Below are 15,241 nucleotides of genomic sequence, written 5' to 3'. Positions count from 1 at the left end.
GGGACGTCGAGGATGAGTACCAAGGACTTCATCGAGAAGGACTACTACAAGGTCCTCGGCGTCCCCAAGGACGCCACCGAAGCCGAGATCAAGAAGGCGTACCGCAAGCTGGCCCGGGAGAACCACCCGGACGCCAACGCCGGCGACCCCAAGGCCGAGGAGCGCTTCAAGGACGCCTCCGAGGCGTACGACGTGCTCGGTGACGCCAAGCGGCGCAAGGAGTACGACGAGGCGCGCAGTCTCTTCGGCAACGGCGGCGGCTTCCGGCCCGGCGGCGGCGCGGGCGGGCCGGGCGGCGCCGGAACGTTCAACTTCGACCTGGGCGACCTGTTCGGCGGCCAGGGCGGCGGCGGGGCCGGCTCCCCCGGCGGTCCCGGCGGTGCCGGGGGCTTCGGCGGCGGGCTCGGCGACGTCTTCGGCGGGCTGTTCAACCGCGGCGGCGCCGGTACCCGGACCCAGCCCCGGCGCGGGCAGGACATCGAGTCCGAGGTGACGCTCAGCTTCACCGAGGCGGTGGACGGGGCCACGGTCCCGCTGCGGATGTCCTCCAGCGCCGCGTGCAAGGACTGCGCGGGGACGGGGGACAAGAACGGCACCCCGCGGGTGTGCCCCACCTGCGTGGGCACCGGGCAGGTCTCCCGGGGCACGGGCGGCGGCTTCTCGCTGACCGACCCGTGCGTGGACTGCAAGGGCCGCGGCCTGATCGCGCAGGACCCCTGCGACACCTGCAAGGGGTCCGGCCGGGCGACCAGCTCGCGCACGATGCAGGTCCGCATCCCGGCGGGCGTCACCGACGGGCAGCGCATCCGGCTGCGCGGCAAGGGCGCTCCCGGCGAGCGGGGCGGCCCCAACGGTGACCTGTATGTCGTCGTCAACGTGGACAAGCACCCGGTGTTCGGCCGCAGGGGCGACAATCTGACGGTCACCGTTCCGGTCACCTTCCCGGAGGCCGCGCTCGGTGGTGAGGTGAAGGTCCCGACGCTGGGCGGTCCGCCGGTCACCCTCAAGGTCCCGCCGGGTACGCCGTCCGGGCGGACGATGCGGGCCCGGGGCAAGGGCGCGGTCCGCAAGGACGGGACCCGCGGCGATCTGCTGGTGACGGTGGAGGTCGCGGTGCCGGTGGCGCTGGACGACGAGGCGAGGGACTCCCTGGAGTCCTACCGGGACGCGACGGCGGGTGAGGATCCACGGGCCGCGTTGTTCAAGGCAGCGAAGGGAGACTGAGGTGGACGGCCGGGACGGACGCAGACGCTTCGCGGCCGGGCGCTCCGCGGCGTACGAGCTGACGGACGAGTCTCCCGTCTACGTCATCTCGGTCGCAGCGCAGCTCTCGGGGCTGCACCCGCAGACCCTGCGGCAGTACGACCGGTTGGGGCTGGTCTCGCCCGACCGTACGCCTGGGCGGGGCCGCCGCTACTCGGCCCGTGACATCGAGCAGCTGCGCGAGGTGCAGCGGCTCAGCCAGGACGAGGGCATCAACCTCGCCGGTATCAAGCGGATCATCGAGCTGGAGAACCAGGTCACGGCGCTCCGGCAGCGGGTGGCCGAGCTGTCGGCCGCGGTGGAGGGCGCCGCGGCGGCGATGCAGCAGCGGGAGGCCCAGGTGCACGCCTCCTACCGGCGCGATCTGGTGCCCTACGAGGATGTGCGCCAGTCCAGCGCGCTGGTGGTCTGGCGGCCCCGGCCCCGGGAGTGACCCGGGGGGCCGGTCCCCGGCGGCCACCGTCCCGGGGCGGCCACGGCCGTCGGCCCCGGCCCCGCGGGCGGGTCCGGGGCGGGGCGGTCCGGCCTGCCGCTGTTACTTCGCGAAGCCGTAGGAGAGCAGCTTCTTGGCGTCCTTCGTGCGGTTGGCGGACGAGGAAGAGGCCAGCACGGTGCCGATCACGGTTTTGCCGCCCCGCTTGGCGGCGAAGACCAGGCAGTACTTCGCCTCGGGGCCCGAGCCGGTCTTGACGCCGAGCGCTCCGGAGTAGCCGCCCAGCAGCGGGTTGGTGTTGCGCCAGTTCATGTACCGGTAGCCGCCGCTCCTGGTGACCGTCTTCTGTTTGGTGGAGCGGGTCTTCACGACCGAGCGGAAGGTCGAGTAGCGCATCGCGTCGCGGGCGAGCTTGGTCAGGTCGCGCGGGGTGGAGTAGTTGCGGCCCTTGCCGATGCCGTCGAACGAGTCGAAGTGCGTGTCCTTCAGGCCGAGGCCGCGGGCGGTGGAGTTCATCGAGCCGATGAAGGACTTCACCCGCGCGGAGCGGGTGCTGCCCTTGCCGAAGGTGTCGGCGAGCGCGTAGGCGGCGTCGCATCCGGAGGGCAGCATCATTCCGTAGAGGAGCTGGCGGACGGTGACCTTGTCGCCGACGATCAGCCGGGCCGAGGAGGCGGTGTTGCGGACGATGTAGTCGCTGTACGCCTTCCGGATGGTGACCTTCCGGGAGAGGTCGAGGTTTTTGCGGGCGAGTACCACCCGGGCCGTCATGATCTTGGTGGTCGAGCCGGTGGACCGCCGGGTGTCGGCGGCCTTGGTGTAGAGGCTCCTGCCGGTGCCGCTGTTCATCACGTAGCCGCCCCTGGCGGTGACGGACGGCTTCTTGGCGGCCGTGACCGCGGGGGCCGCGGCCGTGCGGGCGGCGGTCGGCGCGGTGGCCGCGGGGGCTGCCGCGGCGGCCGGGGCGGCCAGTGCGGCTGCCGTCAGGACGGCCGAGGAAGTGACCATCACCGTGGCGACACGGTGGGTGCCAGCAATGCCGATCTTCACTCTGTCAGCTCCAAATGCCGCTGCCGAGCGGCTCGTTGGGCGATTTTCCGGGCCGGAGCGGCCGGGAACCAAGAAGGATCGTAGACGTTTTCAGGTTGAGTGGAATAGACTCAACTTGTTGCATGCTATGGGTAGCAAGTGCCGGTGATCGGGGCGCAGGGGGCGCCAGGGCACGGCACCCGCAGCCAGCACTGGAGGAGGACGCAGGACCGTGGACGCGGAGCTGACCAACAAGAGCCGGGACGCCATCGGCGCGGCCAACGACCGGGCGGTGAGCGACGGGCACCCCGACATCACCCCGGCCCATCTGCTGCTCGCCCTGCTCACGGGCGAGGACAACGAGAACATCCAGGATCTGATCGCCGGCGTCGAGGCCGACCAGGCGGCGCTGCGCTCGGGCGCCGAGCGGCTGCTCGCGGCCCTGCCCACCGTGCAGGGGCAGACGGTGAGCCGGCCGCAGGCCGACCGCGACCTGCTCGCCGTCATCGCCGACGCGGCCCAGCGCGCCAAGGACCTCGGCGACAGCTTCGTCTCCACCGAGCACCTGCTGATCGCGCTGGCGGCCAAGGGTGGCGCCACCGGTGAGCTGCTCGAGCAGCAGGGTGCCGACGACCGGAAGCTGCTGGACGCCTTCAACGCGCAGCGCGGCAGCCGGCGGGTCACCAACCCGGACCCCGAGGGCACCTACAAGGCCCTGGAGAAGTTCGGCACCGACCTGACCGCCGCGGCCCGGGACGGCAAGCTCGACCCCGTCATCGGCCGGGACCAGGAGATCCGCCGGGTGGTGCAGGTGCTCTCCCGGCGCACCAAGAACAACCCCGTCCTCATCGGCGAGCCCGGCGTCGGCAAGACCGCCGTCGTCGAGGGACTGGCCCAGCGGGTGGTCAAGGGCGACGTACCGGAGTCGCTGCGGAACAAGCGGCTGGTCGCCCTCGACCTGGGCGCCATGGTGGCGGGCGCCAAGTACCGCGGCGAGTTCGAGGAGCGGCTCAAGACCGTGCTCTCCGAGATCAAGGAGAGCGACGGCCAGATCATCACCTTCATCGACGAGCTGCACACCGTCGTCGGAGCGGGCGCCGGCGGCGACTCGGCGATGGACGCGGGCAACATGCTCAAGCCGATGCTGGCCCGCGGCGAGCTGCGGATGGTCGGCGCCACCACGCTGGACGAGTACCGCGAGCGGATCGAGAAGGACCCGGCGCTGGAGCGCCGCTTCCAGCAGGTGCTGGTCGCCGAGCCGAGCGTCGAGGACTCCATCGCGATCCTGCGCGGGCTCAAGGGGCGGTACGAGGCGCACCACAAGGTGCAGATCTCCGACAGCGCGCTGGTGGCCGCCGCCGCCCTCTCGGACCGCTACATCACCTCCCGCTTCCTCCCCGACAAGGCCATCGACCTGGTGGACGAGGCGGCCTCCCGGCTCCGCATGGAGATCGACTCCTCACCCGTGGAGATCGACGAGCTCCAGCGGTCCGTCGACCGGCTCAAGATGGAGGAGCTGGCCCTGGACAAGGAGACCGACCCCGCCTCCGTCGAGCGGCTGGAGCGGCTGCGCCGCGAGCTGGCCGACAAGGAGGAGGAGCTGCGCGGGCTCACCGCCCGCTGGGAGAAGGAGAAGCAGGGCCTCAACCGGGTCGGTGAGCTGAAGGAGACGCTGGACGAGCTGCGCGGCCAGGCCGAGCGCGCCCAGCGCGACGGCGACTTCGACACCGCCTCCAAGCTTCTCTACGGCGAGATCCCGGCGCTCGAGCGCGAGCTGGCGGCCGCCACCGAGGAGGAGGAAGAGGCCAAGAAGGAGATCGCGGCGGGCCAGGCCGACAAGGACAGCAGGATGGTCAAGGAGGAGGTCGGCTCGGACGACATCGCCGACGTCGTCGCCTCCTGGACGGGCATTCCGGCCGGCCGGCTGCTGGAGGGCGAGACGCAGAAGCTCCTGCGGATGGAGGAGGAGCTCGGCAAGCGGCTGATCGGGCAGCAGGAGGCGGTGCGCGCGGTCTCCGACGCGGTGCGCCGCAGCCGGGCCGGTATCGCCGACCCCGATCGCCCCACGGGCTCGTTCATGTTCCTCGGCCCCACCGGCGTCGGGAAGACGGAGCTGGCCAAGGCCCTCGCGGATTTCCTCTTCGACGACGAGCGGGCCATGGTCCGCATCGACATGAGCGAGTACGGGGAGAAGCACAGCGTCGCCCGGCTGGTCGGCGCGCCGCCCGGGTACGTCGGCTACGAGGAGGGCGGCCAGCTCACCGAGGCCGTGCGGCGTCGCCCCTACAGCGTCGTCCTGCTGGACGAGGTGGAGAAGGCGCACCACGAGGTCTTCGACGTGCTGCTCCAGGTCCTCGACGACGGCCGGCTCACCGACGGCCAGGGCCGCACCGTCGATTTCCGCAACACCATCCTCATCCTCACCTCCAACCTGGGCAGCCAGTTCCTGATGGACCCCCTGGAGAAGGAGGAGGAGAAGCGGGAACAGGTGCTCGCCGCCGTCCGGTCCGCCTTCCGGCCCGAGTTCCTCAACCGGCTGGACGACCTGGTGGTCTTCTCCGCGCTGGCCGGGGACGAGCTGCGGCGGATCGCCCGGCTCCAGGTCGACGCACTGCAGGCCCGCCTCGCCGAGCGGCGGCTGACGCTGGATGTCACCCCCGCCGCGCTGGACTGGCTCGCCGTCGAGGGCAACGACCCGGCCTACGGCGCCCGGCCGCTGCGCCGCCTCGTCCAGACCGCCATCGGCGACCAGCTCGCCCGGGAGATCCTCGCGGGCGAGGTCCGCGACGGCGACACCGTGCGGGTGGACCACGTCGAGGGCTGGGAGGGCCTGGTGGTGGGCTCGGCCCCCGGAGCGGCCGCGGACGCCTGAGACCCGTCGGAGGGGCCGGCCGCCGGCCCCTCCGCAGGCCGCCTCCCGCACCCCCGGGCCTGCTGCCCGCACCCCCGGGCCCGGCGCGCGGGCACCGGGGCCGCCCGGCTGTCCGGGGCATTCCGGGGCGTCGGTGCCGGAACCGGTGAAACGGTGAAAGGGTGGCGGGGTGCCGCACGCAGCGGGCGCCGCCCCTCCGCTGCCTCCGGCCGGGCCGAACCCCCAGGGTTGTCACCGCGGGGGGCCCGTGCGGGAGGATGACCGAAGCCGTATGAAGGGAACACCCACGTGAGCATCGACCCGTCCTCGATCCCGAACTTCGGGGGCCAGCCCGAGGAGCCGGAGGAGTCCGGTCCCACCGGACCGATCATCCCCGACCAGGACCTCGTCAAGCAGCTCCTGGACCAGATGGAGCTGAAGTACGTCGTCGACGACGAGGGAGACCTCGCGGCGCCGTGGGAGGAGTTCCGCACCTACTTCATGTTCCGGGGTGAGGCGGAGCAGCAGGTCTTCTCGGTCCGTACGTTCTACGACCGGCCGCACACCATCGAGGACAAGCCCAAGCTGCTGGAGGCCATCGACGACTGGAACCGCCGCACCCTGTGGCCCAAGGTCTACAGCCACACCCACGACGACGGCAGCGTCCGGCTGATCGGTGAGGCGCAGATGCTGGTGGGTACGGGCGTCTCGCTGGAGCACTTCGTCTCGTCCACGGTCAGCTGGGTACGCGCCAGCATCGAGTTCGACAAGTGGCTGGTGGAGCAGTTCGGCCTGGAGAAGGACATCGACTCCTCCGAGGGCGAAGGCGGCGACGCGTAGCGGCGTCGGCACCCCGAGTTCCCGAAGGGCAGGGCGCATCCTCAGGATGCGCCCTGCCCTTCGTCTGTCCGCGTCCCGGAGCCCTGCCCGCACCGTGCCGGTGCCGTTCCCCTGCCCGGCCCGCGGTGCCGGTCGGGCCCTGACACCCGTCAGGTACCGCGCGGCATCCCGAGCCGGGAGGCTCCTGGACAAGCGCGCGGGACCCGCGGAACGGGGGAAGCACGGGGGAGAGCGGGTCCCGCGTACGGGGGCGCGAGCACGGGGGCTCGCGCACCGGATGTGGCGGGTCAGCCGGTGCCCGCCACACCCCGCAGCCGCCGCGCCGCCTCGTCCAGCACGTCCTCCCGTTTGCAGAACGCGAAGCGGACGTAGGGGGCGCCCTCTGCCGCGTGGTCGTAGAAGACCTGGGTGGGGACGGCGACGACGCCGACGCGCTCGGGGAGGGCGAGGCAGAAGGCGACCCCGTCGGTGGCGCCGAGCGGGCGGATGTCGGTGGTGATGAAGTAGGTGCCCTGCGGGCGGTGCACCCCGAAGCCGGCCTCCTCGAGCCCGCGGGCCAGCAGGTCCCGGCGGCGGCGCAGGCCCTCGCGCAGGTCGGTGTAGTAGCTGTCGGGCAGCGCCAGCGCCTCCGCGACGGCGTACTGGAAGGGCCCCGCCGACACGAAGGTCAGATACTGCTTGGCCGCGCGTACGGCGGTCACCAGCGCGGGGGTGCCGGTGACCCAGCCGACCTTCCAGCCCGTGAAGGAGAACGTCTTCCCGCTGGAGGAGATGGTGACCGTGCGCTCCCGCATCCCGGGGAAGCTCGCCAGCGGATGGTGTGCGCCCTCGAACACGAGGTGCTCGTAGACCTCGTCGGTGACGGCGAGCAGGTCGCGCTCCACGCACAGTTCGGCGACGGCGGCCAGTTCGTCGCGGCGCAGCACGGTGCCGGTGGGGTTGTGCGGGGTGTTGAGGAGGAGGAGCCGGGTGCGGTCGGTGACGGCGTCCCGCAGCTCGTCCAGGTCGAGGTGGTAGGTGCCGTCCCGGGGGCGCAGGGTGACGGGCACCCGGGTGCCGCCCGCCATCGCGATGGAGGCCGCGTAGGAGTCGTAGTACGGCTCCAGGGCGATGACCTCGTCCCCGGGTTCGACGAGCGCCAGCAGCGAGGCGGCGATGGCCTCGGTGGCGCCGGCGGTGACCAGCACCTCGGTGTCGGGGTCGTAGCGCAGGCCGTAGAAGCGCTGCTGGTGTTCGGCCACGGCCGTGCGCAGTTCGGGGATGCCGGGACCGGGCGGGTACTGGTTGCCCCTGCCGTCCCGCAGCGCACGGACCGCTGCCTCCCGGACCTCCTCGGGGCCGTCCGTGTCGGGAAAGCCCTGGCCCAGGTTGATCGCGCCGGTCCGGACGGCGAGCGCGGACATCTCGGCGAAGATCGTGGTGCCGAATCCGGCGAGGCGGCGGTTGAGCAGCGGGCGCCCTTCGCCGGACTCGGTCCGGGCGGTGCCCGCGGCCCCCGGCGCTCCCGGGGCGGCGGCGTGGCCAGCAGTCATGGCAGCCATCCTCCGGCAAGCTCTGGTCTTCCTCAACCCGGCATTGCCCAGCCGCGGCGGCGGGCAGGAGCCGACTACGCCTGCGGACGGCAGCACAGTTGTACGAGAAGGGAGTTGCCGTTCACGGAACTCGAGGGGGAAGCGCCCATGTCCCAAGTTCTGGTGTTCGTCGGCATCGTCACCGCCTTCGCCCTCGTCGCGGTGCTCGCCAAGCCGGCCGTCTCCGGCCGCCCGCGGCGCCGCCCGCCCCGCAGCGGCGGCTCACGGCGGCCCGGGGGCGGCCGCGGCGACCGCACCTCGTACGACGGCGACATCCCGCCCGGCGGCGGCCCCTCGTACGGCGGCGCATCGCGGGGCGGGGACGCTTCGGACGACGACGGCGCGTCGTACGGCGGGGACGCTTCGGACGGCGACACGTCGTACGGCGGCGCGTCGTACGGCGACGGCGACTGAAGCGCTCGCGCGACCGGCGCGCGACGTGGCTCGCGCCGGAGTCCGCGCTCCGCCCCCGCGACCGGTAACCGCGCCCCGCGCCTGCGTTCGCGCCCCTGCTCCGCCTCCCGTGCCCGTTCCGGAGCTCCGCGGGTGGTCGGCGGCGGCTGAGCCGGAAGGGAACACATGACCTCATCCATACCTATGGGATGGAAATCCGTAGAACCTGGGTAAAAGCACTGTGGGTACGGCGTTTCCATGATTCGGTGAATCGTGAACTGTCGTCCCCGCGCCTCCTGGTCCCGGCCCGGCGGCGCGGGGGATCGAGGGGTGGGGGGCCCACCCTCCCTGCGTGCTTGCGGAGCCGACCCATGCTCACCACTTTGAACACCGCCTACACCGACACCCGTGCGCATGACCTCGCCTGGGACCTGGGTCGTGCGCCGCTGCCCGCACTCGCCTGCATGGATGTCGAACTGGACGGCACCCACGTGCAGTTGCGGCTGCTGGGCGCCTCGCACCAGGTCCTGCTCGGCGACGAGTACGGCGGATGCTGCGAGACCGTCGCCTGCCTGCCGGGCAGCAGTACCCCGCTCCCGCTGGGCGTCTCCAAACGCTTCACGGGGTGGGAGTACGAGTTCGCGGCCCGCGTCGAGCGGCTGTCGCCCAGCTCGTTCTCCGGGCGCGCGCAGGAGTTGCTCGCGCTGGTCGCGGACCATCCCAACGGTTTCGCGGGGACGTTCCCCGGATCGCCGAGCGCTTTCACCGCGCTCCTCGTCCAGCGGCACGAGGGGCAGATCCGATGGCGCACCTGGCATTCCTATCCGCAGGAGGGGTCGTTGGTCTCGACCCGGACCCGGGTGGCCACCCGGGCGCGGAGAGGGGCGGGCGGAGCCCCGGGGCCGGAGGGGGCTTCCGTGATCCCGTTCCGCCGCGGCCCGGCCATGGCCTGAGGTGACCCGGCACGGCGCACGGCGCACGGCACGGCGCACGGTCTGGCACGCACGGCCCGGCGCGGGCCCGGGACGGCACGCACGGCGCGGCCCGGGACGGCCCGGCGCGCGGTGCGCCGCACACTTCTCCGGGCCCTGCCCGGTGGGGAGACCGGTCACACCGGAAGCACTCATGTGAGTGACCTAAGGTGTCTATGATGTGACGTAGCGTGCACTCATGATCGACCGTCCACCGCCCTCCGTGGAGAGCCCGCGGCTGCCCGTCCCCGCGGGGTTCGGGCGCGGCCTGGTCCTCGCCTCGGTGTTCGTGTGTGCGGCCTGCGGTCTCGTCTATGAACTCGAACTGGTCGCCGTGGCCTCCTCGCTGGTCGGGGACTCGGTCACCCAGGCGTCCGTCGTCCTGTCCGTCATGGTCTTCGCGATGGGCGTCGGCTCGCTGCTGGCCAAGCGGTTGCGCTGCCACGCCGCCGCGGGCTTCGGCTGTGTCGAGGCGCTGCTCGCGCTGGTCGGCGGCGGCTCGGCGATGGGGATGTACGCCTCCTTCGCCTGGCTGGGCGGAGCCCGGGCGGCGCTGGTCGTCATCTCCTTCACCATCGGAGTGCTGATCGGCGCGGAGATGCCGCTGCTGATGACCCTGATCCAGCGGATCCGCGCGCAGGACCCCGGCGGTGCTCTCGCCGACCTGTTCGCCGCCGACTACGTGGGGGCGTTGGTCGGCGGGCTGACCTTTCCGTTCCTGCTGCTGCCGCTGGCCGGGGAGTTGACCGGCGCGCTGCTCACCGGGGTGGTGAACGCGGTGGCCGGAGGTCTGGTCGTGCAGTGGCTCTTCCGTCACGATCTGACGGGCCCGGTGCGCCGTCGACTGCTGGCGGCCAACGGCTGCGTACTCCTCCTGCTGCTCGCGGGCACGGCGTTCACCGGACCGTTCGAACACGCCGCGCGGCAGGCGGTGTTCGGCGAAGACGTCCGGGTGGCCGTGCGCACCGACCGGCAGGAGCTCGTCCTGACCGGCGGTGCGACCCGCGGCGAGTGGCCCGCGGCGGGCGAGCTGCGGCTGTTCCGGGACGGTGCGCTGGTGCTGCGGGGCCGCAGCGCCCGCGCCGAGTACCGGGCCCTGGTCCGGCCCGCGCTGTCCGGCGGCCCGCGCGCCCGGGTGCTGGTCGTCGGCGGCGGTGATGGGGTCGCGCTGCGCGAGGTGCTGCGCTATCCGGAGGTGCGCGAGGTCACGGTGGTGGGGAGCGACCCCGGTGTCGTACGGCTCGCGCGGCGGGATCCGGGGCTGCGCGCCCTCAACGGCGGAGCCCTGGAGGACCGGCGCGTCCGGTTCGTGCGGGCCGACGCCTTCGACTGGCTGCGGGACCGGGTGCGCTCCGGGGCCGCCCCGTTCGACGTGGTGCTCTCCGCGCTGGCCGCCCCGCGGGTTGCCGGTCCCGAGCTGTACTCGCAGGAGTTCTACGGCCTCGCCGAACGCGCGCTCGCCGAGGAGGGGCGCCTCGCCGTGCGGGCGGGCGCGCCCGCCGAGCGGGCCCGCGCCTTCTGGACCGTGCACGCCACCCTGCGGGCCGCCGAGCTGAGCCCCTGCCCCTACCCGGACGCGGCCGCCGACGGCGGGTTCCTGCTGGCCCGGCACGCCCGGCCCGCACCGCAGGACTGCGAACTGCCCGGGGGCCGGACCGCCTCGCTGCCGGAGGGCGATCCGCAGGCCCGCCCCTCCACGCTGATGCACCCGCGCTATCCGGGCTGACGGGGCTGACCGCGCCGGCCGGCACCGACCGTGCCCGGCGGCCGGAGCCGCGCGGCGGCAGGGCGGGCCCGCCCAACACGGGTGCGGGAAAGATGCGGCCCGGTCATATGTGCGCCGCACCGTGGAGTAATAGGCTCCGGCCCATGGAGCACGAGGTGTACGTACCGCTTTCCGTCGGCTCGGTGCGGGCCGCCCTCACCGACAGCGCCCGTGTCGCCCGCTGCGTGCCCGGCTTCCAGCAGGAGCAGCAGGAGCAGGCCGACGGGCGGGGGGCCGAGCGGGTGGCCGGCCGGTTGAAGGTCCGGATCGGTGGCTCGACCATCACCTACCGCGGCGCTCTCACCCTCACTCCGCACGGTGGCACCGGCCCCGCGGCGGCTCCCGACGCGCTGGAGCGGCTGGAGGTCGAGGGCAGCGGCGGCGAGGCCCGGGGTGAGGGCACTGTCGAACTCGCGCTCTCCGTCGAACCGCGGTCGGCCGACGACGGTGAGGGCACCGCGCTGGTCTGCGTCGGCACGGTGACCGGAACCGGCAGACTCGCCGCGTTCGAGCAGAAGACGGCCACGTCGGCCGGGGTGCGGCTGCTGGACAGGTTCGCGGCGGCCCTCGGCGACAGTATCCGCGCCGAACCGCCCGCCGGCAGCCCGGAGGCGGAGGCGCCCGGTGGTGCGTCCGGCGACGGCGGACCGGCGGACGCCGAGGGCCCGGTCGCGGGCGGCATCGGTGCACCCGGCGACAACGAGCGGGCGATCCCGGGCATCCCGGAGCCGGAGCCGGAGCCGGAGCGCACCCCGCTGTTCGAGACCGAGGTGCCGCCCTCGTCGCTGGGCCGCGACGAGGAGTCGGAGCTCGATGCCGCCGAGGGGGCGGGCGGGACGGCCGGTGAGGAGGAGCCGGGCGGTCCTGAGGGGCTCGACGGCGGTCCTGAGGGGCTCGACGGCGGTCCTGAGGGGCTCAACGCAGAGGCCGCGCACGCCCGGCGCACGATGATCGGGCGCAGCGCGGAGGAGGTGGACCACGCCCCGCCGCGCGGCCGATACGCCCCGGTCCCGGCACCGGAGCAGGGGTCGGCGACCGCCACCCTGCGCTGGGCCGCACCGGCCGCCGCCGCGGTGGTCGCGGGTGCTGTCGTGCTCGGCCGGGTGCTGCGGCGACGGCGCTGACAGCGGGTCTTTGCGGCGGGGTTGCTGACACCGCCGTTATGGTCGCTGTATGACTGATCTGCCCACCTCCGCAGAAGCCACGTCCGTTGTGCTCAGCGCCCAGGGGACCGAGGTGTCGGTCGAACCCGGGCGCGGGTGCCGGCTCGCCTCCCTCCGGGTGGGCGGCACCGAACTCCTGCGCCAGGGGCCGCAGTACGGCTCCTTCGTGATGGCGCCCTGGTGCGGACGTACCGCGCAGGGACGGTTCCGCAACGGCGGCGAGATGTTCCAACTCCCGCTGAACGGGGGCAGCTCCCGGCCGGCGGCCGGGGCAGGCCCGCACGCCCTCCACGGCACCGTCCGCGACGCGGTCTGGCGTCAGACGCCGGGCGGCACCGACACCAAGGCGTCCTTCACCTACGACCTGACCGACCCGTGGCCCTGGGAGGGCCGGGTGACCCAGGTCGTCGAGCTCGCCGAGGACGGCGGTTCGCTCACCCTCAAGCTCGCCGTCGAGACCTTCGACGTCTCCTTCCCGGCCCAGGCCGGATGGCATCCCTGGTTCTTGCGCAATCTCGGCCAGGGCGGGGAGGACGTCCGGCTCGACTTCTCGCCCGAGTGGCAGGAGGAGCGGGGCGAGGACCACATCCCGACCGGTAAGCGGATCGCGCCGCAGCCGGGGCCGTGGGACGACTGCTTCGGGATGCCGGGCGGTGTCGACGCCACCCTCACCTGGCCCTCCGAGCTGTCCCTGCGGATCACCTCGCGCGCCGAGTACGTGGTGGTCTACGACGAGCCCGCGGAGGCCGTCTGCGTGGAGCCGCAGAGCGGCCCGCCCAACGGGCTCAACTCCCACCCGCGTCAGGTGACCCCGCTGGACCCGCTGGAGCTGACGACCACGTGGAGCTGGCAGCGGCTGTAGGTGGTGGTTGCCGGGGCGCGGGCCGGGGGCGCATAGGCTGAGGCCTCATGAACGACGACGTGCGCGCCGCGCTGCTGCGGCAGATCAAGGACAAGGCCGTGGTGCACGGCCGCGTCACCCTCTCCTCGGGTGCGGAGGCCGACTTCTACGTCGACCTCCGCCGGGTCACCCTGGACGGGGAGTCGGCGCCCCTCGCGGGCCAGGTGATGCTGGATGTCACGGAGCACCTGGACTTCGACGCGGTGGGCGGCCTCACGCTGGGGGCCGACCCGGTCGCGACGGCGATGCTGCACGCGGCCGCCGCCCGCGGCCGGCACCTCGACGCGTTCGTCGTCCGCAAGGCGGGCAAGGCGCACGGGCTGCAGCGCCGGATCGAGGGCCCGGATGTGGCGGGGCGCCGGGTGCTGATCGTGGAGGACACCTCGACGACGGGGAACTCGCCGCTGACCGCCGTCGAGGCGGCCCGGCAGGCGGGTGCCGAGGTGGTCGCGGTGGCGACGATCGTGGAGCGTGGCGCGGCCGGGGCGATGGAGCGGGCCGGAGTGCCGTATGTCCATGCGTTCGATTTGTCCGACCTCGAACTGGCCTGAGCGTCCAGTCCGTCCACGGCTGCTGTTTCACGTGAAACGCATTCGAGTGGAATGTGTTCGCGCGGAACGCGGCTAGTGCACCGTGCTGCGCATTAAGTGCATTTGTGAACTCACCCGTCCGGAGCATCCGGCCCCGTCTGGGAAGATGGGCACGACGATGACGTCGTTCCGTTGAGCCGAAGCCGGATCACCACGCACCCCCAAGGAGCGGTCTCATGCCCATCGCAACCCCCGAGATCTACAACGAGATGCTCGACAGGGCGAAGGAGGGCACGTTCGCCTACCCCGCCATCAACGTCACCTCGTCGCAGACGCTGCATGCCGCGCTCCGCGGCTTCGCCGAGGCGGAGAGCGACGGCATCGTTCAGATCTCCACGGGCGGGGCCGAGTTCCTGGGCGGGCAGTACAGCAAGGACATGGTCAGCGGCTCGGTGGCGCTCGCCGAGTTCGCGCACATCGTCGCGAAGAAGTACCCGGTGAACATCGCCCTGCACACCGACCACTGCCCCAAGGACAAGCTCGACGGCTACGTCCGCCCGCTGCTGGCGGTCTCCCGCGAGCGGGTGCAGCGGGGCGAGAACCCCCTCTTCCAGTCCCACATGTGGGACGGATCCGCCGAGACCCTCAAGGACAACCTGGCGATCGGCCAGGAGCTGCTCGCCGAGGCGGCCGCCGCCAAGATCATCCTTGAGGTCGAGATCACCCCGACCGGTGGCGAGGAGGACGGCGTCACCCACGAGATCAACGACGAGCTGTACACCACGGTCGAGGACGCCGTCCGCACCGCCGAGGCGCTCGGCCTCGGCGACAAGGGCCGCTACCTGCTCGCCGCCTCCTTCGGCAACGTGCACGGCGTCTACAAGCCGGGCAACGTGGTGCTCCGCCCCGAGCTGCTCAAGGACCTCCAGCAGGGCGTCTCCGAGAAGTTCGACAAGCCCGCGGGCAGCCAGCCGTTCGACTTCGTCTTCCACGGCGGCTCCGGCTCCACCGAGGAGGAGATCGCCACCGCGCTGCAGAACGGCGTGGTGAAGATGAACCTCGACACCGACACCCAGTACGCCTTCACCCGGCCGGTCGCCGCGCACATGTTCAGCAACTACGACGGTGTGCTGAAGATCGACGGCGAGGTCGGCAACAAGAAGGTCTACGACCCGCGGAGCTGGGGCAAGGCCGCCGAGAAGGGGATGGCCGAGCGCGTTCTGACCGCCTGCGGCAACCTCCGCTCCACCGGCACCCGCCTGAAGTAGCACCGCGCCCGCCCGCGACAGCAGCCGCGTGCGCGGTACGCCCCGCGGCGGTACGCCCCGCGGCGGTACGCCCCGCGACGGCACGCGACCTCCTGGAAGGCCCCCGGTACGCCGGGGGCCTTCCCGCGTTCCGCGGCGCCTGCGGCCGTCCCGGGCACGCGGGGGTGCGGTCGGGGCGCGTCCGCACCCCCGCGTGGGGCGCGGTCGGGGCGCGTCCCCCCGCGCCCCGACCGTGTCCGACCGCCGCCCCACCCGCGTCCGGG

At 72.9% G+C, this 15,241-nt stretch carries 13 protein-coding genes; 11 read left to right on the top strand and 2 right to left on the bottom strand.

Annotation, left to right across the window (positions count from 1 at the left end; all coding sequences use genetic code 11):
- Window positions 1-12 precede the first annotated feature (12 nt).
- Both dnaJ and ACFYNS_RS09095 read left to right on the top strand, forming a co-directional pair.
- Window positions 13-1,224, top strand: coding sequence for a molecular chaperone DnaJ (dnaJ, locus tag ACFYNS_RS09100; protein ID WP_360290000.1), 1,212 nt, complete (start codon window positions 13-15; stop codon window positions 1,222-1,224).
- A gap of 1 nt (window position 1,225) precedes the next feature.
- On the top strand, window positions 1,226-1,696 hold the full coding sequence (locus ACFYNS_RS09095) for a heat shock protein transcriptional repressor HspR (RefSeq protein WP_360290002.1): 471 nt from the start codon (window positions 1,226-1,228) through the stop codon (window positions 1,694-1,696).
- A 102-nt stretch (window positions 1,697-1,798) separates the two neighbouring features.
- Here the strand turns inward: ACFYNS_RS09095 and ACFYNS_RS09090 are convergent, their stop codons facing one another.
- Window positions 1,799-2,746 carry a serine hydrolase gene (locus ACFYNS_RS09090; RefSeq protein WP_360290004.1) on the bottom strand — a complete coding sequence of 316 codons (948 nt, stop codon included), beginning with the start codon at window positions 2,744-2,746 and terminating at the stop codon, window positions 1,799-1,801.
- A gap of 211 nt (window positions 2,747-2,957) precedes the next feature.
- Between ACFYNS_RS09090 and clpB the strand changes: the two genes are divergently transcribed.
- Window positions 2,958-5,597: an ATP-dependent chaperone ClpB gene (gene clpB, locus ACFYNS_RS09085; RefSeq protein ID WP_388601769.1), complete on the top strand. Its 2,640-nt coding sequence runs from the start codon at window positions 2,958-2,960 to the stop codon at window positions 5,595-5,597.
- Between the two features lie 288 nt (window positions 5,598-5,885).
- A complete protein-coding gene (locus ACFYNS_RS09080) occupies window positions 5,886-6,416 on the top strand; it encodes a YbjN domain-containing protein (RefSeq protein ID WP_276478748.1) in 531 nt (176 codons plus the stop codon).
- A gap of 287 nt (window positions 6,417-6,703) precedes the next feature.
- Here ACFYNS_RS09080 and ACFYNS_RS09075 read toward each other — a convergent pair whose 3' ends face one another.
- Window positions 6,704-7,948: a pyridoxal phosphate-dependent aminotransferase gene (locus tag ACFYNS_RS09075; protein WP_360290009.1), complete on the bottom strand. Its 1,245-nt coding sequence runs from the start codon at window positions 7,946-7,948 to the stop codon at window positions 6,704-6,706.
- A 147-nt stretch (window positions 7,949-8,095) separates the two neighbouring features.
- On the opposite strand from ACFYNS_RS09075, the gene ACFYNS_RS09070 reads away from it, so the two are divergent.
- The 7 genes from ACFYNS_RS09070 to fbaA all read left to right on the top strand — a co-directional run bounded on the left by ACFYNS_RS09070 (window position 8,096) and on the right by fbaA (window position 14,978).
- Window positions 8,096-8,401, top strand: a complete 306-nt coding sequence (locus ACFYNS_RS09070; RefSeq protein WP_388601767.1) for a hypothetical protein — start codon at window positions 8,096-8,098, stop codon at window positions 8,399-8,401.
- 350 nt (window positions 8,402-8,751) lie between these two features.
- On the top strand, window positions 8,752-9,333 hold the full coding sequence (locus ACFYNS_RS09065; protein ID WP_360290013.1) for a DUF2617 family protein: 582 nt from the start codon (window positions 8,752-8,754) through the stop codon (window positions 9,331-9,333).
- 217 nt (window positions 9,334-9,550) lie between these two features.
- Window positions 9,551-11,077, top strand: coding sequence for a spermidine synthase (locus tag ACFYNS_RS09060; RefSeq protein ID WP_360290015.1), 1,527 nt, complete (start codon window positions 9,551-9,553; stop codon window positions 11,075-11,077).
- A 143-nt stretch (window positions 11,078-11,220) separates the two neighbouring features.
- Complete coding sequence (locus ACFYNS_RS09055) at window positions 11,221-12,240, top strand: hypothetical protein (protein WP_388601764.1); 1,020 nt, start codon at window positions 11,221-11,223, stop codon at window positions 12,238-12,240.
- 49 nt (window positions 12,241-12,289) lie between these two features.
- Window positions 12,290-13,141: an aldose 1-epimerase gene (locus tag ACFYNS_RS09050; protein WP_360290019.1), complete on the top strand. Its 852-nt coding sequence runs from the start codon at window positions 12,290-12,292 to the stop codon at window positions 13,139-13,141.
- Window positions 13,142-13,188: 47 nt separating this feature from the next.
- Window positions 13,189-13,731, top strand: coding sequence for an orotate phosphoribosyltransferase (gene pyrE, locus ACFYNS_RS09045; protein WP_276478742.1), 543 nt, complete (start codon window positions 13,189-13,191; stop codon window positions 13,729-13,731).
- A 215-nt stretch (window positions 13,732-13,946) separates the two neighbouring features.
- Window positions 13,947-14,978: a class II fructose-bisphosphate aldolase gene (fbaA, locus tag ACFYNS_RS09040; protein ID WP_360290021.1), complete on the top strand. Its 1,032-nt coding sequence runs from the start codon at window positions 13,947-13,949 to the stop codon at window positions 14,976-14,978.
- Window positions 14,979-15,241 lie beyond the last annotated feature (263 nt).

It is taken from the genome of Streptomyces sp. NPDC006925, from assembly GCF_042869575.1.
Taxonomy (GTDB): Bacteria; Actinomycetota; Actinomycetes; order Streptomycetales; family Streptomycetaceae; genus Streptomyces.
The sequence above is the reverse complement of the archived record's forward strand: the minus strand, read 5'-3'. Positions and strand labels throughout refer to the sequence as shown.

Excerpts from the sequence above, each read along its gene's own strand:
- pyrE (WP_276478742.1), top strand. The coding sequence starts at position 13,189 with ATGAACGACGACGTGCGCGCCGCGCTGCTGCGGCAGATCAAGGACAAG.
- ACFYNS_RS09060 (WP_360290015.1), top strand. The coding sequence starts at position 9,551 with ATGATCGACCGTCCACCGCCCTCCGTGGAGAGCCCGCGGCTGCCCGTC.
- dnaJ (WP_360290000.1), top strand. The coding sequence starts at position 13 with ATGAGTACCAAGGACTTCATCGAGAAGGACTACTACAAGGTCCTCGGC.
- ACFYNS_RS09070 (WP_388601767.1), top strand. The coding sequence starts at position 8,096 with ATGTCCCAAGTTCTGGTGTTCGTCGGCATCGTCACCGCCTTCGCCCTC.
- ACFYNS_RS09055 (WP_388601764.1), top strand. The coding sequence starts at position 11,221 with ATGGAGCACGAGGTGTACGTACCGCTTTCCGTCGGCTCGGTGCGGGCC.
- ACFYNS_RS09050 (WP_360290019.1), top strand. The coding sequence starts at position 12,290 with ATGACTGATCTGCCCACCTCCGCAGAAGCCACGTCCGTTGTGCTCAGC.
- ACFYNS_RS09065 (WP_360290013.1), top strand. The coding sequence starts at position 8,752 with ATGCTCACCACTTTGAACACCGCCTACACCGACACCCGTGCGCATGAC.
- ACFYNS_RS09075 (WP_360290009.1), bottom strand. The coding sequence starts at position 7,948 with ATGACTGCTGGCCACGCCGCCGCCCCGGGAGCGCCGGGGGCCGCGGGC.
- fbaA (WP_360290021.1), top strand. The coding sequence starts at position 13,947 with ATGCCCATCGCAACCCCCGAGATCTACAACGAGATGCTCGACAGGGCG.